26 protein-coding genes are annotated in these 26199 nt (G+C 65.6%); 14 read left to right on the top strand and 12 right to left on the bottom strand.

What is annotated here, in order from left to right; all coding sequences use genetic code 11:
• Positions 1-323: 323 nt before the first annotated feature.
• Entirely contained in the window at positions 324-476 is a 153-nt protein-coding gene (locus tag RZ1_RS30405; RefSeq protein WP_169917854.1) for a hypothetical protein, read from the top strand.
• Positions 477-691: 215 nt separating this feature from the next.
• Here RZ1_RS30405 and RZ1_RS03655 read toward each other — a convergent pair whose 3' ends face one another.
• Both RZ1_RS03655 and RZ1_RS03650 read right to left on the bottom strand, forming a co-directional pair.
• Positions 692-1867: an ATP-binding protein gene (locus tag RZ1_RS03655; protein WP_072809337.1), complete on the bottom strand. Its 1176-nt coding sequence runs from the start codon at positions 1865-1867 to the stop codon at positions 692-694.
• A 753-nt stretch (positions 1868-2620) separates the two neighbouring features.
• Complete coding sequence (locus RZ1_RS03650) at positions 2621-3931, bottom strand: TerD family protein (protein WP_072809335.1); 1311 nt, start codon at positions 3929-3931, stop codon at positions 2621-2623.
• A gap of 152 nt (positions 3932-4083) precedes the next feature.
• On the opposite strand from RZ1_RS03650, the gene RZ1_RS03645 reads away from it, so the two are divergent.
• On the top strand, positions 4084-4719 hold the full coding sequence (locus RZ1_RS03645; RefSeq protein WP_072809333.1) for a DUF8548 family protein: 636 nt from the start codon (positions 4084-4086) through the stop codon (positions 4717-4719).
• On the opposite strand, the gene RZ1_RS03640 is transcribed toward RZ1_RS03645, so the two are convergent.
• Genes RZ1_RS03640 through RZ1_RS03625 form a run of 4 tightly spaced genes read right to left on the bottom strand, consistent with a single transcriptional unit; the run spans position 4683 to position 8945 of the window.
• Positions 4683-5288, bottom strand: coding sequence for a hypothetical protein (locus tag RZ1_RS03640; RefSeq protein ID WP_072809332.1), 606 nt, complete (start codon positions 5286-5288; stop codon positions 4683-4685). The genes RZ1_RS03645 and RZ1_RS03640 overlap by 37 nt on opposite strands.
• Positions 5285-6223 (bottom strand): restriction endonuclease, encoded by a 939-nt coding sequence (locus tag RZ1_RS03635; RefSeq protein ID WP_238071630.1) that lies wholly within the window; start codon positions 6221-6223, stop codon positions 5285-5287. Before RZ1_RS03635 ends, RZ1_RS03640 begins: the two co-directional genes overlap by 4 nt.
• Positions 6220-7401, bottom strand: a complete 1182-nt coding sequence (locus RZ1_RS30400; protein WP_072809330.1) for a restriction endonuclease subunit S — start codon at positions 7399-7401, stop codon at positions 6220-6222. The genes RZ1_RS03635 and RZ1_RS30400 overlap by 4 nt, the downstream gene beginning before the upstream one ends.
• Complete coding sequence (locus tag RZ1_RS03625; RefSeq protein WP_072809328.1) at positions 7398-8945, bottom strand: type I restriction-modification system subunit M; 1548 nt, start codon at positions 8943-8945, stop codon at positions 7398-7400. Before RZ1_RS03625 ends, RZ1_RS30400 begins: the two co-directional genes overlap by 4 nt.
• 675 nt (positions 8946-9620) lie before the next feature.
• On the opposite strand from RZ1_RS03625, the gene wzm reads away from it, so the two are divergent.
• Positions 9621-10469, top strand: a complete 849-nt coding sequence (gene wzm / locus RZ1_RS03620) for a galactan export ABC transporter permease subunit Wzm/RfbD (protein ID WP_072809326.1) — start codon at positions 9621-9623, stop codon at positions 10467-10469.
• Here the strand turns inward: wzm and RZ1_RS03615 are convergent.
• The 3 genes from RZ1_RS03615 to rfbB form a co-directional block, all read right to left on the bottom strand.
• The gene (locus RZ1_RS03615) at positions 10457-11989 is read right to left on the bottom strand and encodes a glycosyltransferase family 39 protein (RefSeq protein ID WP_072809325.1); all 1533 of its coding nucleotides are present in this window, start codon (positions 11987-11989) and stop codon (positions 10457-10459) included. The genes wzm and RZ1_RS03615 overlap by 13 nt on opposite strands.
• Before the next feature lie 3 nt (positions 11990-11992).
• Positions 11993-13897 carry a glycosyltransferase gene (locus tag RZ1_RS03610; RefSeq protein ID WP_072809323.1) on the bottom strand — a complete coding sequence of 635 codons (1905 nt, stop codon included), beginning with the start codon at positions 13895-13897 and terminating at the stop codon, positions 11993-11995.
• 155 nt (positions 13898-14052) lie between these two features.
• On the bottom strand, positions 14053-15060 hold the full coding sequence (gene rfbB / locus RZ1_RS03605) for a dTDP-glucose 4,6-dehydratase (protein ID WP_072809321.1): 1008 nt from the start codon (positions 15058-15060) through the stop codon (positions 14053-14055).
• 33 nt (positions 15061-15093) lie between these two features.
• Between rfbB and rfbA the strand changes: the two genes are divergently transcribed.
• The 3 genes from rfbA to RZ1_RS03590 all read left to right on the top strand — a co-directional run bounded on the left by rfbA (position 15094) and on the right by RZ1_RS03590 (position 17522).
• Positions 15094-15969, top strand: coding sequence for a glucose-1-phosphate thymidylyltransferase RfbA (gene rfbA, locus RZ1_RS03600; RefSeq protein WP_072809320.1), 876 nt, complete (start codon positions 15094-15096; stop codon positions 15967-15969).
• Positions 15969-16550 carry a dTDP-4-dehydrorhamnose 3,5-epimerase family protein gene (locus RZ1_RS03595; protein ID WP_072809344.1) on the top strand — a complete coding sequence of 194 codons (582 nt, stop codon included), beginning with the start codon at positions 15969-15971 and terminating at the stop codon, positions 16548-16550. The genes rfbA and RZ1_RS03595 overlap by 1 nt, the downstream gene beginning before the upstream one ends.
• A 96-nt stretch (positions 16551-16646) precedes the next feature.
• On the top strand, positions 16647-17522 hold the full coding sequence (locus tag RZ1_RS03590) for a type IV toxin-antitoxin system AbiEi family antitoxin domain-containing protein (protein ID WP_072809318.1): 876 nt from the start codon (positions 16647-16649) through the stop codon (positions 17520-17522).
• A 48-nt stretch (positions 17523-17570) separates the two neighbouring features.
• Here the strand turns inward: RZ1_RS03590 and RZ1_RS03585 are convergent, their stop codons facing one another.
• Entirely contained in the window at positions 17571-17993 is a 423-nt protein-coding gene (locus RZ1_RS03585) for a GtrA family protein (RefSeq protein ID WP_072809342.1), read from the bottom strand.
• A 121-nt stretch (positions 17994-18114) separates the two neighbouring features.
• On the opposite strand from RZ1_RS03585, the gene RZ1_RS03580 reads away from it, so the two are divergent.
• The 3 genes from RZ1_RS03580 to dprE2 are packed head-to-tail and all read left to right on the top strand — an operon-like array spanning position 18115 to position 20728.
• Positions 18115-18492 (top strand): VOC family protein, encoded by a 378-nt coding sequence (locus RZ1_RS03580; RefSeq protein ID WP_072809316.1) that lies wholly within the window; start codon positions 18115-18117, stop codon positions 18490-18492.
• A 50-nt stretch (positions 18493-18542) separates the two neighbouring features.
• Entirely contained in the window at positions 18543-19967 is a 1425-nt protein-coding gene (gene dprE1, locus RZ1_RS03575; RefSeq protein WP_072809341.1) for a decaprenylphosphoryl-beta-D-ribose oxidase, read from the top strand.
• Entirely contained in the window at positions 19967-20728 is a 762-nt protein-coding gene (gene dprE2, locus RZ1_RS03570) for a decaprenylphospho-beta-D-erythro-pentofuranosid-2-ulose 2-reductase (RefSeq protein ID WP_072809315.1), read from the top strand. Before dprE1 ends, dprE2 begins: the two co-directional genes overlap by 1 nt.
• Positions 20729-20783: 55 nt before the next feature.
• Here dprE2 and RZ1_RS03565 read toward each other — a convergent pair whose 3' ends face one another.
• Positions 20784-21104: a hypothetical protein gene (locus RZ1_RS03565; RefSeq protein WP_072809313.1), complete on the bottom strand. Its 321-nt coding sequence runs from the start codon at positions 21102-21104 to the stop codon at positions 20784-20786.
• Positions 21105-21309: 205 nt separating this feature from the next.
• Between RZ1_RS03565 and RZ1_RS03560 the strand changes: the two genes are divergently transcribed.
• On the top strand, positions 21310-23250 hold the full coding sequence (locus RZ1_RS03560) for a galactan 5-O-arabinofuranosyltransferase (RefSeq protein WP_072809312.1): 1941 nt from the start codon (positions 21310-21312) through the stop codon (positions 23248-23250).
• On the opposite strand, the gene RZ1_RS03555 is transcribed toward RZ1_RS03560, so the two are convergent.
• Positions 23228-23659 (bottom strand): DoxX family protein, encoded by a 432-nt coding sequence (locus tag RZ1_RS03555; protein WP_072809310.1) that lies wholly within the window; start codon positions 23657-23659, stop codon positions 23228-23230. The genes RZ1_RS03560 and RZ1_RS03555 overlap by 23 nt on opposite strands.
• 188 nt (positions 23660-23847) lie before the next feature.
• Here RZ1_RS03555 and RZ1_RS03550 point away from each other — a divergent pair, with 188 nt between their 5' ends.
• From RZ1_RS03550 to RZ1_RS03535, 4 genes are all read left to right on the top strand, one after another.
• Positions 23848-24105: an SAV_915 family protein gene (locus RZ1_RS03550; RefSeq protein WP_238071629.1), complete on the top strand. Its 258-nt coding sequence runs from the start codon at positions 23848-23850 to the stop codon at positions 24103-24105.
• Positions 24102-24377 carry a hypothetical protein gene (locus RZ1_RS03545; protein ID WP_072809307.1) on the top strand — a complete coding sequence of 92 codons (276 nt, stop codon included), beginning with the start codon at positions 24102-24104 and terminating at the stop codon, positions 24375-24377. The genes RZ1_RS03550 and RZ1_RS03545 overlap by 4 nt, the downstream gene beginning before the upstream one ends.
• 176 nt (positions 24378-24553) lie before the next feature.
• Positions 24554-25573 carry a hypothetical protein gene (locus tag RZ1_RS03540; RefSeq protein WP_238071628.1) on the top strand — a complete coding sequence of 340 codons (1020 nt, stop codon included), beginning with the start codon at positions 24554-24556 and terminating at the stop codon, positions 25571-25573.
• Between the two features lie 187 nt (positions 25574-25760).
• Positions 25761-26199 (top strand): hypothetical protein (locus tag RZ1_RS03535; RefSeq protein WP_244899313.1); only part of this gene is annotated, 439 nt, incomplete at its 3' end.

Genomic DNA, 26199 nt, shown 5'->3' with positions numbered 1-26199 from the left:
CCGGAGCCGGTCGCTCACGCTGTTGAGCAGCCTGCTCGGTTGTAGGCGGGTTGTCGAAGAGTTCGACGCCGCAGAGGCCGAACATCGTTACGGCGGCCTCGATATGTATCGACGCCGTTCTGCACAGTCCTGCTGATGGGCTTCGGTGGAGTCGGATAGGTGTCTACCACTTCTGCTTGCTCATGGCCACGGACCCTCTGAATGAGACCGATAGCGCACTGGCGTGCGATCACCTGCGAGAAGGCGGATTCTCGACCAAGCACGAACATGCGCGACCACTGCCCGGAGCCCCAGGTCTCGAGATGTTTTTCTGGCGAGTTCGCATGGCTGATGCGGACGAGCACCCGACCATTACCTACCTGTCCGAGCAGGACTACAGCACTGGTCCGATCCCACACCTTGTCGAGCGCACGTGCTGCGTCGACTTCCTCGTCGCGGAACCGCGACGAGGTACCCGTCCCAGCCCGCACGGCTGAGGACACGTGTCCCATGCGGGTTCCCGTCCCACAGATGAACTTGGACGGTGCAACCCTGCGCACTGGTTCGCATGGCTCCTTACCCTAACGGCACATCGGCTGACGAGATGAGCCTCTGGCCGAGCTGCGTGACGGTACACGAATTGTGCGCCGCATCCGTCGTTGGGCGAGGTGCCCGCCGCAGGGCGAGGTACCGAAGCTCGAGGGCACGACGGTCAATCCTGGCGAAGGATGAAGTCGTGAAATCCTGGGACGGTAAAAGCCAGTACCCCTCGTTCCGGAGCGTAGACAAGGCCCTTCTTGATCAGTTCGTCCCGCGGCACCGACAGAGCCGACGCGCTCGACTTGCCCATCGCCGAGGCAAGCTGACGGACAGCGACTCCCTCACCTCCCCCTTCCTGCGCCAGCGCACGCAACAGGTCCTTCTGTGCGGGAGTCGCACGATCCCAACGTGATTGATACAGGCCGGCATTCACCTCACGTCGGGCGTCGTCGGTGCCGTACTCGGCATCCTCAACCGTGAAAACCGGCCCTCGCGCGTTGTTCCATACAGCCTTTCCCACTTCCTGCAGAAAGTATGGATAGCCGGTAGCGGCATCGAGCGCGATCCGGAGAGCGCCTTCATCCCAGGAGACGTCCCGTTCGATGACGGGTTGCACCAGGGCAGCTCGTGCATCCTGGTCCCCGAGGACGGACAGCGTGCGGAACTGGTAGAGCCGTTCGGCGTAGCTGTTCGCCGACGCCAATTGGGAAGGTAGGGACGGTAGACCCGCACCTACCAAGAACACGGGCAGCACCGGCGATGTCTGGTTGATCTGGTGCATGGCGGTACTCAATGCTGCCATCTCGAAACTCTCGGCTTCCTGCAGCTCGTCGACGAGGATCAGGACACCGATGCCGGCAGATCGTGCTGCTTCACCGAGTTCGACGAGCAGGTCGGTCAGGTCTGTCGAGAGGCGCCCGGAGGCTGCATAGCCGGCAGCGGGTTCGAGCTCCGCCTCGAACGCGAACACACCCAGATTCATCGACAGAGTGAACGACTTGAACACACGCAGCGCGTTGTGCAGCTTCCCCTCCTTGTCCTGCCGTCTCGCAGTCCGCAAGCTACTGAACAAAGCGGTGGCCAACTCTTCGGCGAAAGAATGCTCGCGTCGGACCTCGAACTTGGCAACGATCCATCCCTCGTTGAGAGCGATCCGCTGGAGCTCGCCGAGGAGCACGGTCTTGCCGACACCGCGAAGCCCCGTGAGGATCCAGCTTCGATCCCCCTCGCCCAGCTCTGCGATCTTCCGCCGAACCACGTCGAAGTCGGCAAAAAGAGAGTCTCTACCTGCGAGAATCGGAGGCCGGAGACCAGCGCCGGGCTTGAACGGATTGAGCACCGGATCCATGTATCAGAATTTATCAGCCTCTATAAGGGAGGACCATATAAAAGTTGATAATGCTCTCGGGGCGAACGCGTGTTCGAGTTGACCTTGGATGTAGCCCGTGCGATCATCCCTGCACCGGCCTGAATACAGGTCGACCCCGGAAGGTGCTACCAACACCACTCCGGGGTCTGGGCACACGACAGATTGGACCTGTCATGCACCGTAGGGTGGATTCTATCCACACGCCCCTCAGAGGCGAGCACCAGCAATCAGCCGCGAGCGCGCACGTCCGCACCGGCCGATCTCTCACCTGGCCACCAGGTTCATCACCGACGCTCTGACTGTCCAGCCCTTTCGACCACCCCGGTCGAAAGGGCTCGAGCCACTTCATCTGCGTCTACGTGCACGAGGGCCGTTCCGGTATCCGAGGCGCGTCGACGCACCTTCGTCGCTCGTCTCCCACAGTCCGACGTCAGCGCATGGACGCTGCGAACCGGGGTGCCATTCCTCGCATTCGAAACCGACTGGGCACCAGTAACCTTCGTCTCCGCAGCTGGTGGTGGAGCACCCGATCGTGCGGGTCGACACGAACGACCGGGTCCAGCACAAGCCACACGTCACCTGCGATGTGGGGCCAGAAGTGCTGGCCGAGATGGTCTATCGGGGCATGGTGACCGGGCAGCGTTGGGGAAGGGGCCGAAGGGGCCGAAGGCAATACAGGGACCCGTAGGGTCTCCGATCGGTTCAATGCAGCCGCCCGCAGGGCGTCCGCTTCTATCGCGGGCACGTCCCGTGGTAGCGGTCGAGACCGAGGCCGCCGTTGCGCTTCTTGCTCCGCCCTGTGGGACCACCCTTCGGGCTCCGCACCCAGGTGCTCTTCGAATCCAGACCGGGCATACGTTCGCTTCCGATTCTGCTGTAACGGGTTTCGCCGTCGACGGTCAGCACACCGTCCTGCACGTCGATGTGTGCGACTGTCGCCCAGTAGGCGTTCTTCCCATTCCCGACGTACACCAGGATTTCGTCGGCGTCCGGACCCGGCAGTCCGTCCTTACCGGCCCGACCGTAACGGATCACGACGCGTGGCCGGCCGAACTTGTCGATCGCGCCGATGCCGTTGTCGACGCTCTGATAGATGTTGACGAGCAGATCGCCGTTCTCATTGGGGAGCACCCGAACCTGTTCGACGGCGGGCTTCTTGCCGCGACCCGGACCCTTGCTGTCTCCGTAGTGATGGATGAAGGGCCACGTCCCGAGATCGCCGCGGTGGCCGCGGTCGCCGCTGATGACGACGTAGTCGTTGGTGTGTTCGTTGCGGCAGTAGAAGTACACATCGAGATCGCCCTCGCCGTACTTCTTCACCTCGCCGGAGCGGTCGTACGTGGCTCCGCGACCGTCCCATTCGAGGCCGACGGTGAGCACCCAGTTCGGGTCGCCCTGGGATTTACGTAGGTCGATCCGGGCAGTCTTGTCCGCGGAATCCTTCGTGAGGGAGACCTGAACCTTCTCGAATGAGACCGGGCGCGCTGCCAGCTCGGGCGGGGCGACAGCAGCCTGCGGACTCGCCGGTGCAGACTCTCCCCGGGCGGATCCCGGTTCGTCGACGACGATGCCGTGGTCGGTAGCGAACGCAGCCAGGCCGTCCTGATAGCCCTGACCGACCGCGTCGAGACGCCATCCCGCTCCGCGGCGGTAGAACGCCACGACCTGCAATACGGTTTCGGTGGTCAGACCGGGCGGGGTGAACTCGAAGGTCTGCCGGGCGCCACGGATCTCCGCGCGGAGCCCGGGGACGTCACCGAACCGCTGCCCTTGTGCTTCGGTGCTCGCCGCAACGAGCACCCGGTGGATGTCGGAGGGAACTGCAGAGAGATCGACGATCGCGGACGTGTCGGACGTGAGCTGGAACCCTGGGGCTTTCGGGTTGTTGAAGAAGACGAAGTCCTCGTCCGATCGCACCCGTCCTTCGGCGGTGAGAAGGACGGCGATGAGGTCGACCACGCCCGCAGGCGCACCGGAGACGAACACGACCTCATACCCGAGATCGGCAAGGTCGGTCTTCGATCCCTTCGATACTGCACTCATCCGCGATCTCCCATTTCTGACGTCATCCCACGAGCACCGAAGTCGGCTACACCGCATACGACGTTACATGCACTGGGATTTCCCATTCCTACGGCGAAATTCCGCAGGTGGTAGTCCTTTCAAGCAATACAGGTTTGTGCCACCATCGCTACATGATTGCAGCCGGTGACGTCGACCGCCTGTTGGCACACGTGAATGCTGTGGGTCTCGAGCCGACCGAAGTCACCCGCGGCTGGCCGCACATCGGTGCGATCATCTGCGACGCAGCGCTACAACGACAAGCTCGCTATCAGTCCACCGTGCGCCCCCGCGTCGAGAAGCTGATTGCCATCTGGCCCGATGCGGATACATTGAGCGGGTTCCGGGAACGCATGGCCTCAGAGGATCTTTCGAGTGTTCTCGATTGGCGAGGACAGCAGAAGCTTCACGTCATCGACCTGTTGACCGAAACATTCCACGCGGCAGGAATCCAAACGGTTACGGATCTTGCGAGCATCCTGGCGGACGACGAGCGGGGTCGCGCGTTTCGGAATGCGCTGCGCCGCATCAGGTTCGTCGACCCGAAGACCGTCGCGTATATCGCCGTGCTTGCGGGGTCCTCCCAGTACACTGCCGTCGATGTACATATTCGACGATTCGTGCGCGACGCCGGCATCGAGTACTGGAAGGACTACGACCGCGTGAGCGAACTTGTTGCTGCGGCCGCGAAGTACGGATGCAGTACCGGTGCGCTCGACGCTGCGATCTGGGACTACATGAGTGCCTCGTCCGGCGCCTCGCGCAGGTGATCGAGTACCGCCTGGGCAAACCATCGATTATGGTAGTGGCCGTACGGCCCCTTCCCCTTGGCGACCAGCCTGTCGGCGAGGCGCCTGAGCAGCGCGGCATCATCGACGAGTGTCACGAACTCCTCGTTCGAAGCGTCATCGAGCAGATTGATCCTGATGACGACGGCGTCGCCCTCAGCCGACACAAGCTGCGATCGGTGGAATCCCAGATTCGGAAAGTCCGAAGTCCAGTCATCGAACGACTTTCCGGTCCGTTCCTCGAGTGCCGTCCGGGAGACATACATCGACACAGACCACACGTCGGTATCTCTGTTCTCGAGGTATGGGATCTCGACGTAGAGGACTTCCATCGGCCCGATATTGAGCGTGAACAAACGTTGCCCTCCGTTGGTCGTCGGCAGGCAGCTCAACGTCCAACTCTCGACTTCGCCCGAGGCCGGATCATCGAAGGCCAGGCCCAAATACAACGCGACGAGGTCAAGGCATATGCCCAATGCATTCTCGTCGCTTGCGAGTTCGCGAAAGTTCTCCTCGGATGCCGACGGATACACGTTCTTGCTCTGGGTCATTCGAAATAGTCCTCGTCTACTGCGACAACGGTGAACGTCCGCACGCTCTGCACGCCGACGCCGTACTTGATCATCAACCGTGCCAGTCGCTCACCGTCGATGAGGACAATGCGGGTGTTGCCGGCGGAGTCGGAGATGCTCTTCGCAAACTCGATCGCTCCTTGCGAAAAGGAGCTTGTGGTGATGAAGATTCCCCGCGTTGCACCGACACCCTGCAGCGCGCCCGCGAACCCCTGCACCTCGGGGCGTTGCACGACGTTGCCCTGCCCGTAGCGCTTGGCCTGGACGTAGACACGGTCGAGGCCGAGCGCATCCTGGTCGATGACGCCATCCACTCCCCCGTCACCACTGCCGCCGAGACGCTGTGCGAGCTTCTCGGTGCCGCCGTATCCCATGTTGACGAGCAGGTCGAGCACAGACTGTTCGAGGAACTCCGGGGCTTGGGCCCGAAGCCGTTTGATGAGTTCGACGCCGACATCCGCATGCAGCCGCCGCTCACCCGACTCCATCTGTTCGACGGGATCGAGCTCGGCGTCTTCGGCTGAGACTATCGGACTCACCGACGCCGTGGCTCGCGTCGGCGGTTCGTATGCCCGGTACGCCGGGATGGATTGCAAGTCCTTCTCGGTGAATCCGTTCGGATACTGCTGCAACAGCTTTCGACCGGCTTCGGTGATCTGGAACTGTGCACGCGCAGGTTTCGATACTGCTTCGGCACGAACCAGATCCGAGATTGCCCAGCCGATCCGATTCTCGGCACGCGGCTGACCGCTCGCAAGCTGTTCTGCAAGCTGCGATTCGGTGAGCCTCATGTGCGCGAACGTCTCGTCCCGCAGTTGCCGGCGCGGTCGGACGACGCCATCCGACAGGACCTCCAGCACAGGTCGCATGAACTGTTGCCAGACGGGGACGGTGATCGCCGGCGAGGTGGTCACAGCTCACCCCGGAACGCTCGTGACTGAAGCGAAGCGAACAATTTGTCCATCGCCACAAGTGATGCCAATACGACAGAACGAATTCTGTCGACCTCCTTGACGCGCGAAACGAATTGGTCCTGCTCTCGCAAGGTTGGCACGATGACCTGCGCCTCTTCGATCTGCTTGATGTTCAACGTTGGTTGAGCAACAGTTCGCAGCTCCTTCGTGAAGTAACGCTGAGTTCCCGGCGCACTCAGACATGCGGCGATGTACTCCCTTCGCATGTCCTCCCCCACGCGGACACGTGCGACTGCACGAGCAATGTTGCACCCTTTCAACTCTGGTGTAGCCAGCGCGACTGCACCAATTGAGCCGACGCAGCTGATCAGAATCTCGTCCCCTTGCAGACGAGATCGCCGATGCTTGTTGTCCACCTCATTCGAAACTAGCCTGAGGTGGCGCAGGTCAACCCGACCGTCACCAATGTCCCCCGCCCTGACCAAACGAACTCCGACCGCAACATCGGGACCGGGTTGCACGACACCATAATTGATCTTGTCGCCCTCGACGACGACGTCTCTGAGGGGCATAGCTGGCAGTCCCCGACTGTTGCTTGATGGGTCACCGAACATGTCAATGAAGATCGACTGGGTCAGTTCGTCGAGGCGGGCGATCGCTTCGCGGCGCTTGGCACGGAGGGTGTCGGCGTGGTCGAGGATGGCCGCGATGCGCTTCTGCTGCGGCACCGGAGGAAGCGGGACCTCGATACGCGAGACCGTCGCTTTGGATACCTCTTTGAACGTAGCGCCGTTGCCGAGGCTCTCAAGGTATGTACGATTCGCACGCAGCCAGTGGTACAAGTATTTTGCGTCGACCACACCAGCCTTCGGCACGAAACTCTTGAATCCCTGGTTTGTCGCCATCGGCACCGCATTGATTGCCACATGACCAATGGGTGCGCGCGAACTGAAAAGCACAGATCCCGCGGGCAATACGGCGGCCGAGGACTTGGCCAATCCCTCCTCGGTGATTGTCCTCGGTGTTTCATCGATCATCGCTCCGCGAAGACCGCTGAGATCTTTCGGAGTCACCCACGGGATGGTCCCGTCCCAGTAATCCGGAACTTCAGACTTCGGCGTACCCCCTGAAACGATCTCGGCAACGTCTCCGAGAGCAACTTTCGGCCATTTGCTCACTCCGCACCCCCGGCAAGCATCTCCCGCAGCTGCGCCATCCCGTCGACGATCTCCTTCTCGAGCCGATCCAGCTCGTCCAGGATCTCCTCGGGCGCGCGGTGTTCCACTTCTTCGTGGACGATTTCCTTGTAGCGGTTCAGCGACAGGTCGTAGTCCTGCGCCGCGATGTCACCCTTGGGCACGCAGAACGACTGCGCGGTGCGCGCCCGGCCCAACTCGCCGTCGTTGCGGTCGAACCAGCGCTTCAGCACGTCCGGCAGGTTGTTCTTCGCGTGCTCGTCGTCGGGCAGTTCACCTGCGAGCACACCCAGCTTGCTCTCGTCCAGGAGCGGAGTCCGCTTGTCGTCCAAAGAATAACCATCGGACTGCACGTCGTAGAACCACACATTGTCGGTGCCGCCCGAATCCGTCTTCGTGAAGAACAGGATCGCCGTCGACACACCCGCATACGGCTTGAACACACCCGACGGGAGCTTCACGACCGCGTCGAGCTTGTGATCTTCGACGATCACCTTGCGTAACGTCTTGTGCGCCTTCGATGAACCGAACAGAATGCCGTCAGGCACAATCACCGCGGCGCGGCCACCCGGCTGCAGTAGCCGGAGGAACAACGCCATGAACAGCAGTTCGGTCTTCTTCGTCTTGACGATCTGCTGCAGGTCCTTCGCCGTGCTCTCGTAGTCGAGGCTGCCGGCGAACGGCGGATTGGCCAGGACCAGCGAGTACGCGCCCGCGTCATCGGTATTGGCCTCGGCCAAAGAGTCCCGGTAGCGCACGTCGGGCTGCTCGATGCCATGGAGCAGCATGTTCATCGAACCGATGCGCAACATCGTGTTATCGAAGTCGAAGCCGTGGAACATGTCGTGGTGGAACTGCTCGCGGCCCGCACCCGAATTGATCTCGTCGGCATGGTTCTCGCGCATGTACTCCGACGCAGCCACGAGGAAGCCGCACGTACCCGACGCGGGGTCGACGATGCGGTCGCCCGGCTTGGGCTGCGTCATCTCCACCATCAACTGGATGATGTGGCGCGGCGTGCGGAACTGACCGTTCTGGCCGGCGCTGGCGATCTTGGCGAGCAGGTACTCGTAGATGTCGCCCTTGGTGTCGCGGTTCTCCATCGGCACCTTGTCGAGCCGATCCACCACGCGCACCAGCATCGCGGCGTTCGGGATCGTCAGACGTGCGTCCTTCATGAAGTGCGCGTATGTCGATTCCTCGCCGCGCATGCTCTTGATGAACGGGAACACGCGCTCCCCGACGGTGTGGAACATGTCGTCGGCCTGCATGTTCTTGAACACCGACCAGCGCAGGTCGTTGTAGTCGCGGCCGTCCTCATCGGTGCCGATCGAGAACGGGTTGCCCTCCGGATCACGTCCGAGCATGTTGGCCTTGTTGAGCGCGCGGGTCTGCTCGTCGTCCAGACGTCGAATGAACAGCAGATACGTGATCTGCTCCATCACCTCAAGCGGGTTCGAGATGCCGCCCGTCCAGAACGCATCCCAAACCGCGTCGACCTTGCTCTTGACGTCACCGGTAATCACTCGGTTCAACCACCCTGCTCTGCTCGAAGGAGACCAGCAGAACTGTATAGACCGAGTGGCTGACAAGTTCCGACCCATGCACGAACCTGCAACGGTTCCGCACGACGCGTCGCCGTACGACGGCGAACGCAGTTCGCAGGCTCAGCCCTCAGCCCTCAGCCCTCGGGCCTCGTCGTCGGGCATTCGAGGAGCGAACTGAACGATCGCCCTCGGCGCGCTCGTCGCCAGCGCGTGGATCGGCGAGCAGTCGATCGAGTACGGCGTTGTTTGCGAGCAAGCGCCCGAGTATGGATAACAACACCGGTTTCGATCACACCCGCTTCGGCGGGTCCGGATCGTCGAATCCGCGTGGGCCCGGAGCGTTGAGCCGTAACGGACACCCGATCATCCGGCTAACGAAGCACAGAGCCGCCGCGCCGGTGACGGCGAACAGGCTCAGACCCGCAGCGTCGAACATCGCGATGGGTTTCGACAGGCGCTCCAGCCCACGACCGAAGAACGCGAGGAAGCTGCCGAGTTCTCCTGGTCGCCGCGGATCTCGTCGAGTCGCCGGACCCGGTCTTGCCCTTCTGTGTGGATTTGTGTTCGCTGGGCGGGCACAGATCCACACAGAACCGTTCCGGGGTCGACCTCGCCGGGGTAGGCACGATCTCGCCCCGAGTACTCTCGGTACTCGTGTCTGCCCCATCCGTTGTCGACGACGCCCCGATCGAATCGTCCTCGCGCACGTTCAAGCGCGCGTTCCAGGACCTTCGCGAGGGCTTCGGCCATCGTGAGCTGTGGTTCCACCTCGGATGGCAGGACATCAAACAGAGATACCGGCGGTCGGTGCTCGGCCCGTTCTGGATCACGATCGCCACCGGGGTCTCGGCTATCGCGATGGGTGTGCTGTACGGCACGCTGTTCAACCTCGACGTCGCGACCTTCCTGCCGTACGTCGCGCTCGGGTTCATCATCTGGAACCTGATCAGCGGTTCGATCCTCGAGGGCGCCGACGTCTTCATGTCCAACGAGGGCCTGATCAAACAGCTGCCGACACCTCTGAGCGTGCACGTGTACCGGCTGGTGTGGCGACAGATGATCTTGTTCGCGCACAACATCGTCATCTACATCGGCATCCTCATCGTGTTTCCGCAGCCGCTGAAGTGGACGGCGATCATGGCGGTCCCCGCGCTCGCCCTGATCGCGATCAACGCGGTGTGGGTGTCGCTGGTGTTCGGCATCCTGGCGACCCGCTACCGCGACATCGCGCCGCTGCTCGGCAGCGTCGTGCAGTTGCTGTTCTTCATGACACCGATCATCTGGACGGAGAAGACGCTCGAGGGCACCGGCAACGAGGGTCGCGCCCGGATCGCCGAGCTCAACCCGCTGTACCACTTCCTCGACATCGTGCGCACCCCGCTGCTCGGCGGCGACCAGCAGCTCTACCACTGGGTGATCGTGCTGGCCGTGACGGTCGTCGGCTGGGCACTCGCCCTGGTCGCCATGCGCAACTATCGCTCGCGCGTCGCCTACTGGGTCTGATCCACCGGCTCCAACCGCACGATCTGCATGTGGTGGGTGTGCTCGCGCCCGGTGATCTCGAATCCTGCCGCCGCGAGTGCCCGGAACGTTTCCGTGTCGGTGAACCGGTACGGCGCGAACTGCCACAACACGTTGTTCGGATGCCGCAGCGTCCACCCGCGGACGCGATCGCCGTCGGCGATCACCCACAACCGCGCGCAGCCGGGTGCCCGCTGTGCGAGCACCGCCGGCGGCACGTCCGTCGACCACAGCTGGTCGCGGTCGACGGCGGTGCGGTCGAGACCGATGTCTACGAGGCCGACGAACGCGTCGGGCCGGGCGTCGGCGATGGATCGCGGTGACGTCGGCTGCCACGAGATGGTCGGTTCGAACGCGACGCAGTCGCCGGGCTGCGACACCTCGATCAGCCGGTCCGCGACGGCGCTGTGGTCCATGCCTCCGGCCTTCCCGAACGGCTGCCGCTGCTGCGCATACGCGGGCGCGGCGGCGACCGCGGTCACCGCGAGGACCGCCACGACCGCCCACCGGCGCCGGGCGATCCGCGCGACCGCCCAGCCGACCAGCAAGGCCACCGCCGGCGCGGTGAACGACAGGTATCGGTCCAGGTAGACGTTGCGGACGAGCAGCGAGTACGCGAGCAACAGAACCATGGGCACCGCGAATCCCGGGACCGCGAGCCACAGCAGGGTCCGCTCCCCCGACGACAGCGCGCGCCGCGTCGCGACCCCCGCGACGACGAGCACGCCGCACATCACCGCCAGCCACGGCGCCTGCGGAAACCACTGCTCGACGAGGACGACCTTCACGACGGTCCGGTCGATCGGCGGGATCCACGACACCTGCCTCGACTGCGCGATCGCGAGCGCGGCGAACGACGCGGACGTCACCGTCGCGACCGACGCGGCGACCAGGAATCGGCTGCGGTCCCGCCATCGTCGGCCGTCGCGGGCGGGGGCGAACCACACCGTGACGGCGTGGGCGACGAGCACGGTGACGCTGTAAAGAAACATCACGGTCGACAGCGCCGCGACCAGGGCGTACAGCGTCCACCACAGGATCCGCTTCGGTGTCGACGGGGCGCGCAACGCGACGACGAGCAACCACGACAACACCGCGACACCGGCGATCACGAACGGATACGAGCGGGCCTCGGTGGCGGCCCACGTCACCCGTGGCAGCACCGCGAAGACGACGCCCGCCGCGACCGCGGTCCGGGCGCCGGCGAGCAGCTGCGCGACGGCCGCGACTGCGGCAGCACCGGCACCGAGGATCAGCGCGCCGGGCAACCGGGCGGTGAACTCGCTGATGCCGACGAGCTGGAACCAGCCGTGCATCACCAGGTAGTACAGGCCGTGCACGGCGTCCCACTCGACGAGTACGTCGGCGAGTTTGCCGACGGGACGGTTCGCGGCGGAGATGGTGGCGGCTTCGTCCCACCACAGGGACGGCACCCACGAGAATGCCGTTCCGATCAGCGCGGTACCGATGCCGACGAACAGGGGCACCGGCCGCGCTTGCACGGGCTACTCCGCGATGCCGTACAGCCGGGCCCAGTTCTCGCGGCTGGTGAGCTGCGGAAGGGCTTCCTGCCACACCTTCTTCATCCGCGGGGCTTCCTTGCGGAGCCGCCAGCACACCTTCGCGGCCTGCTTGGCCAGGTCGACCGCGGTGTCCTTGTCGCGGCGCCGTACCCGCACCGCGTTCTGCGACGAGTCGGTGACCACGGCCTTGTCGAACAGCGACACGTGCCACCAGTTCGCAAAGTGCGCGGGCACGGTCACCGACCGCCGGTCGACGCGGCCGGTGAACTGCTGCACGGCCCGCTTGGCCAGCACGAGCCCCTCGCGCTTCTTGTCCGGTTCGAACTCCCACACCGACATCTGGGTGTGCGGATCGGAGTCGGCGCCGACCTTCGCCGCGGACTGCGGCTGCGTCTCCGGGTACTTGGCGCGCAGTTCGCGCAGCTCACCGAGCACCGCCTGGCCACCGTCGTGCAGGAAGTCCGGGCCGGCGAGGAAGTCCTCGGCGGCCTTGATGAACGTGGCGGCCAGGCCGTACTGCATCGACACGATCAGTTCGCCGATCTTGCGGAACAGGTACTTGGAGATGTCGTTCGCGTCGAACCGGCCGTAGATCGACGAGACGATCAGGCCGTTGCGGATGCTGAAGTACCGCGCCCAGTCGTCGTAGTCCTTGAGGTAGAAGTCGGCGTGCCACACACCGGCGTTGGGCAGCGTCACCGTGGGATGACCGGCGAAACGTGCACGGATGCCGTATTCGATGTCGTCCCATTGGAAGAACAGCGGGATCGGCAGGCCGCAGTCGGCGATGATCTCGGCGGGCAGCAGGCACGTCCACCAGCCGTTCCAGCCGGCGTCGAAGCGCGCGTCCTGCTTCTTCTTGACCAGGTCGATGCCCATGCGCGCGCCGGGGGTGAGCTCGCCGGCCGTGATCTCGTCGAGCACCTCACGTTCGGCGCTGACGTGCAGCATCTGCGGGTTGCTCAGCGACAGCATCTGCGCGCCGACGATCGTCGGCTGCACGGTCATGTTCGCAAACGCGTTCATCCGCAGCACCGATTCCGGTTCGCACAGGATGTCGTCGTCCATGAGGATGACGTTGGCGTGCGCCGAGTTCGGCGAGCCCGTGATCTCGTACATGCCGCGGGAGAAACCACCGGCGCCACCGAGGTTGGGCTGGGTGATGTAGACGAGCTTGTTGCCGAGACGGTCGGCGACGTCGCGGAACGCCGCGCGCGTCTGCACCTGGTCGGTGCCCTGATCGACGACGCACACGGCGTCGATGTCGGCCATCGCGCCGTCGTCCGAGGCGAGCGTGCCGACCGTGACGGAGCAGTCGTCGGCGCGGTTGTGCGTGCAGATGACGACAGCGGCGGGACGCAGGTGCTCGGGAGCGGCGACGGTCCAGCGCACGTCGGAGATGTTCAGCGAGCCGGACGTGGCTTCCGCCGAGATCCACAGGGCGCCGCCGTCGACGAACCGTTCGATGGTCAGGTCGAGGTCGAGGTCGCCGGAGCCGGAGACCTTCTCGACGGTGACCAGGCGTTCGCGGCCGCGGGCGTCGGACGCCCACACCGAGAACGTCGCCGAGCCCGAGGATGCGTAGGCCAGCTCGATGTGGACGGTGTCGACGTCGGTCCAGCGCTGCCAGAAGCTCGCGGGGAACCGGCCGAAGTAGGTGTTGGTGTTTGCGGACGCGCCGTCGGCGAGCTGTAGACCGGTGCGGTCTGCCGCAGCGGCACCCTTGGTGAAGACGTACATCTTCTCCGGCACCCGCGGCGACAGCGACGCGAACAGGCCGCGCTGAACGATCAGCCGATCACGGCCGGCCGGCTCCGTGAGAACCTCCTCCAGAGCGCCGATATTGCTGTCGATCGGTGTCGTGTCGCCGGCCGTCGCCTGCTCCATCGAGCTACTCCCCGTGTGGTCGATCCTGATGCGGTCCGGATGCGACAGTATCAGCGCCCGAGGGGGTACCCGCAGGATGCGCGCCGCGCCGGGCACTCACTCCTCCGGTTTGTGTGGATTGCGTGCTTTGCCCGCAGATCCGATGTTCGCGCAGGTCAGTGCTCGAGGATGGTCTCCGTGCGGGCGTAGGCGCGTTCGGTGGCGGCTTTCAGCGGACGCCACCAGTCCTCGTGGCTGCGGTACCACTCGACGGTCGCGGCCAGGCCGCTGCGGAAGTCGCCGTAGCGCGGGCTCCAGCCGAGTTCGGTGCGCAGCCGTGTCGAGTCGATCGCGTAGCGCAGATCGTGACCGGGCCGGTCGGTGACGAAGTCGAAATCAGCGGGGTCCCGGCCGCACAGCTCGAGGATGGTTTCGACGACGGTCCGGTTGTCGGTCTCCCCGTCCGCCCCGATCAGATAGGTCTGCCCGATCTCGCCCTTGTCGATGATCGTCCACACCGCGCTGTTGTGGTCGTCGACGTGGATCCAGTCCCGCACGTTGCGCCCGGAGCCGTACAACCGGGGGCGCACCCCGTCGAGGACGTTGGTGATCTGGCGGGGAATGAACTTCTCGACATGCTGGTAGGGCCCGTAGTTGTTCGAACAGTTCGACAGGGTCGCGGCAATCCCGAACGAACGCACCCACGCCCGCACCAGCAGGTCCGAGCCGGCCTTGGTCGACGAATACGGGCTCGACGGGTTGTACGGCGTCGACTCGGTGAACCTCGCCGGGTCGTCGAGGTCGAGGTCGCCGTACACCTCGTCGGTGGAGATGTGGTGGTAGCGCACCCCATGCTTGCGCACCGCCTCGAGCAGCGTGAACGTCCCGACCAGGTTGGTGTGGACGAACGGGGCCGGGTCGCCGAGGGAATTGTCGTTGTGGGATTCCGCCGCGAAGTGCACGACCAGGTCGCTGTCGGCGACGAGCCGATCCACGAGCGCGGCATCGGCGACGTCACCCTGCACGAACGCGATCCGATCGGCGACCGGGTCCAGGGACGCTCGGTTGCCCGCGTAGGTGAGCTTGTCGAGGACGGTCACCCGGACGTCGGGCCGGTCCTCCACGGTCCGGTGCACGAAGTTCGCGCCGATGAATCCGGCACCACCGGTGACGAGCAGCCTCATTCCGCCAACCCTACTCATGGGACACTGACCGGCATGCGCGGAATCATCCTGGCGGGCGGTACCGGGTCGAGACTGCATCCGCTCACCCTCGCGGTGAGCAAACAGCTGCTGCCGGTCCACGACAAACCGATGATCTACTACCCGCTCTCGACGCTGATGCTCGCCGGGATCCGCGACATTCTCGTCATCACGACCCCGCACGACGCACAGCAGTTCCGGCGGCTGCTCGGCGACGGCTCCCGGTACGGAGTGAACCTGAGCTTCGCCGTCCAGGAGCGACCCGACGGCATCGCGCAGGCATTCGTCCTCGGCGCCGAGCACCTCGGCACCGACACCGCCGCCCTGATCCTCGGCGACAACATCTTCCACGGCCCTCGCCTCGGTACACAGCTCACCCGCTTCGAAGGGCTCGACGGCGGCGCCGTGTTCGCGTACCGGGTGTCGAATCCCGTCGCGTACGGCGTCGTCGAATTCGACGGGGACGGCCGCGCGCTGTCGCTCGAAGAGAAGCCTGCCGACCCGAAGTCGAACTACGCGGTGCCCGGGCTGTACTTCTACGACAACGACGTCGTCGACATTGCCAAGGGACTTCGCCCGTCCGCCCGCGGCGAGTACGAGATCACCGACGTCAACCTCGCCTACCTGGACGCCGGGAAACTTCAGGTCGAGGTGCTGCCGCGCGGCACGGCCTGGCTCGACACCGGCACCTTCGATTCGCTGCTCGACGCCTCGAACTACGTGCGGACCATCGAGGAGAGGCAGGGGCTGAAGATCGGCGCGCCCGAGGAAGTGGCGTGGCGTCGCGGCTACATCACCGACGACGAACTCGCCGCTCTCGCCCAGCCGCTGCTCAAATCCGGATACGGCAGCTACCTGCTCGATCTGCTCGAACGCGGGAAGGACCTGTGATGCAGTACCGCGAACTGAGCGTGCCCGGCTCGTGGGAGATCACCCCGAAACAGTTCGGAGACGACCGCGGGGTGTTCCTCGAGTGGTTCAAGCAGGCCACGTTCGCGGAGGCCACTGGGCGCTCACTGGACCTGCAGCAGGCGAACTGCTCGGTGTCGGCGGCCGGGGTGCTGCGCGGCATCCACTTCGCGGACGTGCCGCCGGGGCAGGCCAAGTATGTGACCTGCGTGTCCGGGTCGGTGCTCGACGTGGTCGTCGACCTGCGGGCCGGGTCCCCCACGTTCGGGCAGTGGGATTCGGTGCTGCTCGACACCGTCGATCGGCGTGGGACCTTCCTGTCGGAGGGCCTGGGTCACGGGTTCCTCGCGCTCGAGGACAACTCGACCGTCGTGTACCTGTGTTCGACGGGCTACAACCCGGAACGCGAGCACGAGGTGCATCCTCTGGACCCGGCGATCGGGATCGACTGGCCGACCGTCGGACCCGACGGGCGGGCGCTCGAGTACGAGCTGTCGGGGAAGGATCAGGCGGCACCCACCCTCGCCGAAGCCAGGGACGCCGGGCGACTCCCGAAGTTCTGATCGTTCTGTGTGGATTTTCGTCCGCCACGCGAACACGAATCCACACAGAACGCGCGGCGCCGGAACCGCATCCGCCCGGCTCGCGTCCAAAGTGGCATGGACCGAACAGAAATCCACGCGATCATGGCCCGTCAGGACGGCGTCGTCACCCGTGCACAGGCACTCGAGAACGGCATGAGTCCGTCGATGGTGAGCAGGCTGCTCGCCACGGGTGAGTGGGCGACGCTCGACACGGGCGTCTACCTGCGCGCCGACCGGGAACGCACCGACGCGGTGCTTCTGCGGGCGGCGGTCTACGGCGCCGGATCGGAGGCGGTGGCCTGGGGACCGAGCGCCGCGTGGTGGCACGGCATCCTCGAACACCCACCGGCGCGGCACTACGTCACCGTCCCCAAGCACCGGACGCGTCCTCGCGATCGCGACATCCGCCTCCGCCGCCGCGACCTGCACTGGAAGGACGTGGTCCTGGTTCGGGGCCTGTACGTGACCGCGCTGCCGCTCACCGTCCTCGAGGCGGCGGTGGAGATACCGGACGGATCAGTGCTCATGGACCGGGCATTGCAGCGACACACCTCGCTCGAGATCCTCCGGCAGGTGCATCGCCGCAACTCGCGCCGGCACGGTGCGCGCTCGGCGGCGCTGCTGTTGTGCTCGGCCGGCGAGGGCGGCCATTCGGAGGCCGAACGCACCCTGCATCGCCTGCTGCGCGACGCGGGGCTGGCCGGCTGGCGCGCGCATGTGTGGAGCTGCGGGTTCGAGATCGACGTCGCGTTCGAGACGCAACGTCTCGCGATCGAGGTCGACGGGTGGGCGTGGCATCGCGACGCCCACCGGCACCGTCGCGACACCGAACGACAGAACGTGCTGGTCAATGCCGGCTGGCACGTGCTGCGGTTCACCTGGCACTCCCTGACCCGGGACCCGGACGGTGTGGTCCGCCAGATCCGGGCAGCGCTGAGGCAACGCGGATAGTTCTGTGTGGATTTTCGTCCGCTCAGCGAACACGAATCCACACAGAACTCAGCGAATGCGGAAGATCACCGCGCGCTGCACCACGAAGTTGATGGCCGTCGCGGTGCCCTGCGCGACGACGAACGCGAACGGGACACGCCACCACTGATCGGGCAGCGACTCGTTGAGCACCCGATTGATCCCGACCTGCGCGAGGAAGGTGACCGCATACAGGATCACCACCGCGACGAATCGAGCGCGGCTCGGTTCCGCCTTGAACGTCCAGCGCCGGTTGATGAGGTACGCGGTCGTCGTGCCCGCGACGAAGGAGATCGCTTTCGCGAGGTCGCGGGTGACGCCGAACGCCATGAGCAGCACGTACAGGCCGTAGTCGACGATCGCCGACAGACCGCCGGTGAGCACGAACCGCACGATCTGCGTCTTCAGGTCGAGAGCCCCGTCCGCGATGTTCTCGGTGACGGGAATCTCCACCGGCAGCGGCGCCCGATGCTCGGGCTCGGACACGTCGTGGGTTTCGGGCACGACGACGAGAATAACGTGCAGGTCGCGCGGGCCTTGACCTCGAGCCGACTCGAGGTTGCACGATCGGTTCATGGCCGTCGAACTGAACCACACCATCGTCCACGCCACCGACCGCGATGCCTCCGCCCGGTTCTTCGCCGACATCCTCGGGCTCCCCGCTCCGAAACCGTTCGGCCCGTTCCAGGTCGTGCAGGTCGACAACGACGTCTCCCTCGACTTCATGAGTGGTAGCGGGCCCGTCCGGCCCCAGCACTACGCGTTCCTCGTCGGCGAATCCGAATTCGACGAGATCTTCGGGCGCATCCGCGAGCGCGGCCTCCCCTACTGGGCCGATCCCATGCACCGGCGGTCCGGTGAGATCAACACGAACGACGGCGGCCGCGGCGTGTACTGGGACGATCCGGATGGCCACAGCCTCGAGATCCTCACGCGACCGTACGGCGGGTGACAAACGGCATCTTGCGGACTTGCCCGTACGCGCGGGTAGCCTCTATGCCGATGTCCACGACAGCTGCAGAGCAGGCGCCTGCGCCGCTCCCCACCCAGACCCGCACTCTGACCGGCTGGGGGCGCACCGCGCCGACCACCGCGGAGGTGTTGTCCACCCCCGACGTCGAGCTGATCGCCGCAGCGGTCGCTCGGGTCGCGGAGCAGAACGAGTCGAAGCCGACGCATCTGCGTCGCGGCGTCATCGCGCGCGGCCTCGGACGCTCCTACGGCGACCCCGCGCAGAACGCCGGTGGCCTCGTCGTCGACATGACGGCGCTGAACAAGATCCACACGATCGACCGGGACTCCCGGCTCGTCACCGTGGACGGCGGCGTCACCCTCGACCAGCTGATGAAGGCCGCACTGCCGTTCGGCCTGTGGGTTCCGGTGCTGCCGGGCACCCGCCAGGTCACCATCGGCGGCGCGATCGGCTCCGACATCCACGGCAAGAACCACCACAGCGCCGGTAGCTTCGGCAACCACGTCCGATCCATCGACCTGCTCACCGCGGACGGCCAGGTCCGCACGATCACACCCGGCGGCCGCAACGCGAAGCTGTTCTGGGCGACCGTCGGCGGCATGGGCCTGACCGGCATCATCCTGCGCGCGACCATCGAGATGACGCCCACCGAGACCGCGTACTTCATCGCCGACAGCGTGCGCACGACGAGCCTCGACGAGACCATCGCCCTGCACAGCGACGGCTCCGAGGACAACTACGACTACTCGAGCGCGTGGTTCGACGCGATCTCCGCGCCGCCGAAGCTCGGCCGTGCCGCCGTGTCGCGTGGTTCCCTCGCCACACTCGACCAGCTGCCCAAGAAGCTGCAGAAGGATCCGCTGCGGTTCAACGCGCCGACCCTGCTGACGTTCCCCGACATCTTCCCGAACGGTCTGGCGAACAAGTTCGACTTCAGCGTCGTCGGCGAGCTGTACTACCGCAAGACGAAGAACGCCACCGGCCAGGTCCAGAATCTGACGCAGTTCTACCACCCGCTGGATCTGTTCGGGGAATGGAACCGCGCCTACGGTTCCAAGGGCTTCCTGCAGTACCAGTTCGTGGTGCCGCCCGAGGCCGTCGACGAGTTCCGCAAGATCATCGGCGACATCCAGACGTCCGGGCACTACTCGTTCCTCAACGTCTTCAAAGTGTTCGGTGAGGGCAACAAGGCGCCGCTCAGCTTCCCGATGAAGGGCTGGAACATCTGCGTCGACTTCCCCATCAAGGCGGGCCTCAACGAGTTCGTCACCGAGCTCGACAAGCGCGTCCTCGAGTTCGGCGGTCGCCTCTACACGGCGAAGGATTCGCGCACCACCGCCGAGACGTTCCACGCGATGTACCCGCGCATCGGCGAGTGGCTCAAGGTCCGCCGCTCCGTCGACCCCACCAACGTCTTCGCCTCCGATATGTCCAGAAGGTTGGAACTGCACTGATGATCAACGCCGTCGGTAATCCCCAGACCCTGCTGCTGCTCGGCGGCACCTCCGAGATCGGCCTGGCCATCGTCGAGGAGTACCTGCGCAAAGCGCCGGCCCGCGTCGTGCTCGCGGCGCTGCCGAACGATCCGCTGCGCGAGGCCGCGGTCGCGCAGGTGAAGGCCGCCGGCGCCACGAAGGTCGACCTGGTCGACTTCGACGCCCTCGACACCGAGAGCCACCCCAAGGTCATCGACGAAGCATGGGCGGGTGGGGACGTCGACATCGCAGTCGTCGCGTTCGCGCTCGACGGCGACGCCGAGGAACTGTGGCAGAACCAGCGCAAGGCCGTGCTCGTCGCGAACATCAACTACACCGCGGCCGTGTCGGTCGGTGTGCTGATCGGCGAGAAGATGAAAGCGCAGGGCTTCGGCCGGATCATCGCGATGTCGTCGGTGGCCGGTGAGCGCGTCAAGCGCGCCAACTTCGTCTACGGCTCAACCAAGGCCGGCCTCGACGGCTTCTACCTCGGTCTCGGTGAGGCGCTCGCCCCGTTCGGCCCGAAGGTCACCGTCGTGCGACCGGGCATGGTGCGCACCAAGTTCAGCGCCCACGTCAAGGAAGCGCCCCTCACCGTGAACAAGGAGGACGTGGCCGCGCTGGCCGTCGCCGCGTCCGACAAGGGCAAGGAAATCGTGTGGGCGCCCGGACCGTTCCGCTTCGTGATGATGGTGCTGCGGCACATCCCGCGCGCGATCTTCCGCAAGCTGCCGGTCTAGATTTCTGCTCACCACTGCCCCGCCGGATTCGATATCCGGCGGGGCAGTCGCGTCGCTACTGCAGGTAGCCGACTCCGGTTGCGAATCCGTCGTTCGGCCCGTAACACGCGTGGTTGACGAAGCCTTCGTTGGTGAACACGCCGTTCACGTCGCCGCTTTCCCCGGCTTCGTTCGACGCGTATCCGACGCCGGGCTGCCCGACCACGACGCACTGATACGGCTCGACGTCTTCGTCGTCGGACAACTGGCCGCCGATCGGGCCGCCGGGCTCGCCCGGCAGGATCACTGGGTCCGCCGCGGCCTGTGCGGCCCCGACCACGAGGAGCGGTGCTGCCACGAGGGCAGCGAACAACGCGCGAACCGACGTTCGTGTCATGAGTTCTTCAGCCTTCCGTTCAGCTTCACCCGGTGCTTCCGGGTGACCCCCACGCGATGGCGGCCCTGCTCCTGTCGGTGGCGTGTTCGGCCACCGTCGCTTCCGTCCAGCATGCGGGGCGAAGGGGCATCGATGCCAGTGTCTGCACTACTCGAATCTGCGGTTGCCACGCCGCGGGTGGCACCGCGCATCCCCCTATGCTCGGATGGTGCTCACCGCCTCCGAAGTAGCCCCCGCACGCCGCGTCGTCTCGACGCTCGTGCAATTCGTGTGCGCTGCAGTCGTCGCCGCAGTGGTCGCGGCGGTCGGACTGTTCGCGTTCGCGCGGGTGCAGTGGCCGGCGTTCAATTCGTCGAATGTGACCCAGGCGATCACAACGGTGCTGCAGTTCGCGGCGCTGGTGATGCTTGCGGTGTCGGTGTGGCTGCTGCGTCGGCGCCGGTCGCCGTGGGTGGCGCGGGTGTTGTCGTGGGCGGGCCTGTCCGGCCTGGTGACCGCGACGTTGGGGATGCCGTTGGCCGCGACGAAACTGTACCTGCACGGCATCTCCGTCGACCAGGAGTTCCGCACCGAATACCTGACGCGGTTCACGGATTCGGCGGCGCTGCAGGACATGACTTACGCGGATCTGCCGCCGTTCTATCCGGCGGGCTGGTTCTGGGTGGGCGGTCGCGTCGCGAACGTCCTGGGCATGGACGGCTGGGAGGCCTTCAAGCCGTACGCGATCGCGTCGCTCGCGGTGACGGCGGCGGTGGCCGTGGTGTTGTGGTCGGAGCTGGTGCGGTCGGATCTGGCCGTGCTCGTCGCGACCGCGACGACGGCGATCGTGCTCGCGTACGGCTCCCCCGAGCCGTACGGGGCGATCATCGCGCTGCTGCTGCCCGCCGCCCTGGTGCTGGCGTGGGGCGCCTTCGCTCCCGTGCGCGTTTCCGGTAGCGACCGCTGCCAAAAACACGCACGGCAGGGGTGGGGGGCGGTGGTCGGCACCGGCCTGTTCCTGGGCCTGGCCGCGACCTTCTACACCCTGTACCTGGGGCTGGCCGCGTTCGCTGTGGTGGTGATGGCGGTGATGGCGGTGGTGCTCGCGTGGCGCGCGTCGGGGACGTGGCGCGCCGCGATTCCCGTCGTGATCCGTTTGGCGGTCATCGCCGCGATCGCCGTGGTGGTCGCGCTGATCGTGTGGCTGCCGTTCCTGCTCGACGTGCTCGGCGGTGCGTCGCTCGCCGGCTCCGGCACCGCGACCCACTACCTGCCCGACGCCGGGGCGCGACTGCCGCTGCCGATGTTCCACGCCTCGCTCATCGGCCTGCTGTGCCTGCTCGGCACCGTGTGGCTCGTGGGCCGGGCCTCGTCGTCGCGGCGGGCGCAGGCCCTCGGGCTCGGTGTCGTCGCCGTCTACCTGTGGTATCTCGCGTCGCTGGCGCTGACCGCCGTCGGCACGACGCTCCTGGCGTTCCGGCTCGAGGTGATCCTGCTGGTGTTGCTCGGCGCCGCAGGCACATTCGCATTCGTCGACTTCACCCGCTGGATCGTGCTGGCCACGAGCGACAATCGACGGGTGCGCTGGTCCCTCATGGCCGTCGGCGCCCTCGGTGCGGTGGCATTCACCCAGAACATTCCGCAGGTCCTCGCCGGCGAGATCACCGTCGCCTACACCGACACCGACGGCAACGGTGAGCGTGCCGACCAGCGACCGCCCGGCGCGGCGTCGTACTTCGCGGAAGTGGACGAGACCATCACCTCGCGGCTCGGCCGCGACCGCGACGACATCGTGGTCCTCACCGCCGACACCACCTTCCTCGCGTATTACCCCTACTACGGATTCCAGGCTCTCACTTCGCATTACGCGAACCCACTCGCGGATTTCTCGGCACGGGCCGCGGCGATCGAAGACTGGTCGAAGCTCGAGACCCCCGACGAACTGCTCGCGGCGTGGGACACCGCACCGTGGCGGGCCCCCGACGCGGTGGTGTTCCGGCAGAGCGCCGAAGGGTACACGCTCCGGCTGGCCGAAGACGTGTACCCGAACGACCCGAACGTGCGCCGCTACACGGTGACGTACCCGAAGTCGCTGTTCGACGATCCGCGCTTCACGGTGACCGAGGTCGGCCCGTTCGTCGTGGTCACCCGCGCCGGATCGGCATGATCCGCCGGACCTCGAGGTCGCGCAGCCACAGGCCGCCCCACACGAAGATGCCGGTGTAGATCGGGAAGAGGGTCGTGCTCACGATCGGCTGTTCGGTGAGCAGGTTCGTCGCGACCGCGCCACCGAGGTAGCCGGTGAGCAGTACCGCGCCGAGGATCGACGACGCGGGGATCACGTACGCGATGAGGCACACGAGCAGCACGATGCCGAACACCCGGTTGAGGCTCGGATCGAAGCCCAGATCGGTCATGGCCTCCTGGACCTGAGATGTGTTGAGCAGGTGGATCACCGAGTCGAAGAGCAGGAACAGCACGACGAGTCCGCTGACGATCAGCCCGGCGATACGGGCACCTTTCGACGGCGCAGCCGCATCGGCGCGGGTACTCGTGAACGCAGAAGTCGAGGTCATGACGGTCTCCCGAGGTCGCAGCAATGGTGTCGCGTGTACAGACCGGGCAGTGCCCGGAAACTCATCACGGTTGCGGTATCGTCCCCGGCGGGTCGTACGGGGGTGCGGCGGAAGCGGGGGATTCGGTGGGCGAAATTCTGTTTGTGCCGACCCGTCGGCGTGGCAGCGCGGAGGACGTTCTGCTGGAGATGCGCACTCTGTCCGACGGCCGATTGGCGCTGCCTGCCTACACGTCACTTCCGGAATTGATCCGCTGCTGCGGCCCACGGCAGGCGTGGATGGGCGTCGACAGCGCAGGGTTACGGGAAATCCACCGCACCACCGGATACGACCTGGTCCTCCTCGATGGCAAGCAACCCCCACCGCCGCCTCCCCCGTCGGAAGACGAGTACACACAGCCACGGAGCTGGCTGCGTGACCCGATCGGACGGGCGGGAACCTCGTGAGCATCGAAATCGGGGACCTCGACGCGGTGGCCCGGCACCTGGCCGCCGGCGCCGACGGAATCAACGAACTCGGTTCCGAGAGTACGGATCTGCCCGACGCCGGAGCATCCACCGCGTTGCTCGCGGAATCCCTGGGTGCGCTCGCGTCCGCACTCGACCTGGCGGTGCGATCGCTGGCCAACGCAGCCGATCTCACCCGGAACAATCTGCGCGACTACCGGGAACTCGAAGCCCTCAACACGCAGAACATCGCCCAGGGCGGCGAGCGATGAGCATCGATACACGGATCTTCGGCGATCCCGCGACGTGCTACACCTGCGCCGACTCACTCGCCGGTCTCGCCGCCGGCGTGAACCAGCAGCTGGCGTCGGCTCGCGCGGGTCGTGCCGAGTCGGAACACGAGTTCATCGGCACCACCGGCGACGAGTTTCGGCGGCAGCTCGACAGCATGATCTCCGGAACCACTGCCGTTGCCGACCAGACCGATTCGATCGCCGCCGCCCTCCGCACCTTCGCCGACCAACTCGTCACCGCGCGCGCCCGCATGACGCAGGCCGAAACGACTGCGGCGGACGCCGGAATTCCCGTGGAATTCGGGATCGGCATCGGTGAACCGATCGAGATCGATCCGACCTCCTACGACGTGGCACCGCAGGTCCTTCGTGCACGTCAGGTGGCGGCATACAACGCCGCGCTCGAGGCCGCTGCCGAGGGTCGTGAAATCGAGGGCGCGGCGCACAGCAGGTTCGCGGAAGCGCTTCGCGGACCCACCACGATCCTGAAGGACGCCGAGGCGCAATGGGGTTGGCTCGCAGCCTTCGCCGTCACCGGATACATCGGCACCGCATTCAACGAACTGTCCAAGTGGGGTCCCATTGCGGCGGACCGGGCAGCGATGCTGACCCGGTTCCGTGAACTCGCTGCGGAAGCCGCCCGACTGGGTGACCCCTATCCGGAAGCGACCGCGGCCAGGGCGATTCGAGCATTTCAGGGCAGCGCCGACGACGCCGCCCGCTTCGTCGCAGAGAACTCTCGGTTACTCGCGGGGCTTGGCGGCGACAACCTCGCAGTCAGAATCTTGGGGGCCAGTACCCTGGACACGCTCGATGAGCTTCGCCTGGTGGACAAGGCCGCAGTCCTCGAAAGCGGTTCGGTTCTCGGCAAGGTTGGCGCCAAGGTTCCTGGCTTCGGGCTCGGCCTGACAGCAGTGCAAACCTTCGTCGACGTCACAAACGCTGAAGACCGGGGAGATGCAGTCAAAGCTGTTGCCAAGGATGTCGGCGGATTCGTCGCGGGAACCGTCGCAACCGAATTGATCCTCGCCAGCGCTGCTGGTGGGCCAGTCACACTGCTTGCCGTAGGAGCCGGCGTCGGCGTCGCGTTCGGAGTCGGTGAAGTGATCGAACACTGGGACGACATCTCCGGCGCTGCCGGCTCAGCGGCTCGCTGGGTCGGCAATCTGTTCTGAGGAACATACTATGAACGCATCCGATTTGCCTCCGATCCCAGATCCGATCACCGGTGAACCCCGGCCGCCCCGCGCGCCACGGATCGAAACGAGAATCGAACACACGTGTCAGGACCGTGAGCCCCGCAATCCACCGCCGCCACCCCCCTCCGAGATCGGCCCCATGCTCGAATGGATCCAGCCATCAGTGCGAACGCAGTACACCGTTGCTGCGCTGACCGCGGGGCTCCTCGCGGCGTTCGGAACCCTGAGGGACGGCGGTTTCGGGTGGCTCCAAATGTGGGGGGCTTGGGTGATTCTCCTCTTCTTCTCCTGGATGATGTTCCGCGCCGCCAGGAACTATTGGACCGCCGCCGGGGCGACGTGGGTGCAATGGCGCAGCAGGTGGGTCGATACCTACCACCTCACCCGCATCCGCTTCTCCGCCGACGGATACTCCCGCGTCCTACGACTGAAAGACGCCCACGGCAACGAGATCCATTCGTTCAAGATCAGCGAGATCCAAGGCAACCCCGACCTCTGGGACCTCGTCTACAACGGCATCCTTCACTCCGTCGCATCCGGAAACTGCGACATCGACGCCAAAACCCGCCGCATCCTGCAGATCCCCTACGAACTCGGACCCC

It is taken from the genome of Rhodococcus zopfii NBRC 100606 = JCM 9919, from assembly GCF_001895025.1.
GTDB lineage: Bacteria > Actinomycetota > Actinomycetes > Mycobacteriales > Mycobacteriaceae > Rhodococcus > Rhodococcus zopfii.
The sequence above is the reverse complement of the archived record's forward strand: the minus strand, read 5'-3'. Positions and strand labels throughout refer to the sequence as shown.

Coding starts and splice junctions, on each gene's coding strand:
- RZ1_RS30405 (WP_169917854.1), top strand. CDS start 324: ATGGCTGATGCGGACGAGCACCCGACCATTACCTACCTGTCCGAGCAG.
- RZ1_RS03655 (WP_072809337.1), bottom strand. CDS start 1,867: ATGGATCCGGTGCTCAATCCGTTCAAGCCCGGCGCTGGTCTCCGGCCT.
- RZ1_RS03650 (WP_072809335.1), bottom strand. CDS start 3,931: ATGAGTGCAGTATCGAAGGGATCGAAGACCGACCTTGCCGATCTCGGG.
- RZ1_RS03645 (WP_072809333.1), top strand. CDS start 4,084: ATGATTGCAGCCGGTGACGTCGACCGCCTGTTGGCACACGTGAATGCT.
- RZ1_RS03640 (WP_072809332.1), bottom strand. CDS start 5,288: ATGACCCAGAGCAAGAACGTGTATCCGTCGGCATCCGAGGAGAACTTT.
- RZ1_RS03610 (WP_072809323.1), bottom strand. CDS start 13,897: ATGGAGCAGGCGACGGCCGGCGACACGACACCGATCGACAGCAATATC.
- rfbB (WP_072809321.1), bottom strand. CDS start 15,060: ATGAGGCTGCTCGTCACCGGTGGTGCCGGATTCATCGGCGCGAACTTC.
- rfbA (WP_072809320.1), top strand. CDS start 15,094: ATGCGCGGAATCATCCTGGCGGGCGGTACCGGGTCGAGACTGCATCCG.
- RZ1_RS03595 (WP_072809344.1), top strand. CDS start 15,969: ATGCAGTACCGCGAACTGAGCGTGCCCGGCTCGTGGGAGATCACCCCG.
- RZ1_RS03590 (WP_072809318.1), top strand. CDS start 16,647: ATGGACCGAACAGAAATCCACGCGATCATGGCCCGTCAGGACGGCGTC.
- RZ1_RS03580 (WP_072809316.1), top strand. CDS start 18,115: ATGGCCGTCGAACTGAACCACACCATCGTCCACGCCACCGACCGCGAT.
- dprE1 (WP_072809341.1), top strand. CDS start 18,543: ATGTCCACGACAGCTGCAGAGCAGGCGCCTGCGCCGCTCCCCACCCAG.
- dprE2 (WP_072809315.1), top strand. CDS start 19,967: ATGATCAACGCCGTCGGTAATCCCCAGACCCTGCTGCTGCTCGGCGGC.
- RZ1_RS03565 (WP_072809313.1), bottom strand. CDS start 21,104: ATGACACGAACGTCGGTTCGCGCGTTGTTCGCTGCCCTCGTGGCAGCA.
- RZ1_RS03560 (WP_072809312.1), top strand. CDS start 21,310: ATGGTGCTCACCGCCTCCGAAGTAGCCCCCGCACGCCGCGTCGTCTCG.
- RZ1_RS03555 (WP_072809310.1), bottom strand. CDS start 23,659: ATGACCTCGACTTCTGCGTTCACGAGTACCCGCGCCGATGCGGCTGCG.
- RZ1_RS03550 (WP_238071629.1), top strand. CDS start 23,848: ATGCGCACTCTGTCCGACGGCCGATTGGCGCTGCCTGCCTACACGTCA.
- RZ1_RS03540 (WP_238071628.1), top strand. CDS start 24,554: ATGATCTCCGGAACCACTGCCGTTGCCGACCAGACCGATTCGATCGCC.